The sequence below is a fragment of the Streptococcus sp. WM07 genome (assembly GCF_004570525.1).
Lineage (GTDB): Bacteria > Bacillota > Bacilli > Lactobacillales > Streptococcaceae > Streptococcus.
Window position 1 is genome coordinate 1 of the sequence record NZ_SPPZ01000387.1, and the last position, 216, is coordinate 216.

1 pseudogene is annotated in these 216 nt (G+C 47.2%); it reads right to left on the reverse strand.

The features are described 5' to 3' along the window. Positions 1-216: pseudogene (locus E4T71_RS09675) on the reverse strand (hypothetical protein); the annotation flags it as partial.

Consider the following 216-nt stretch of genomic DNA (forward strand, 5'->3'; position numbering starts at 1 on the left):
AAGGTACCGGTGTATCCTTGGCTGGATCGTTTGGATCTGTAATTGATGGCGGTACATAACCTTTACTTGGATCTGTTGGATCAACTGGCTTCAAGGGATTTCCATCTGGATCTTTCGGGGTATAACCCGGAATATATGGCAATGGGGGGTTATCTCCTGGTACCAATGGTGTGTCATCATATGGTACAGGTGGACGATCCCCTGGATTGTCTACTC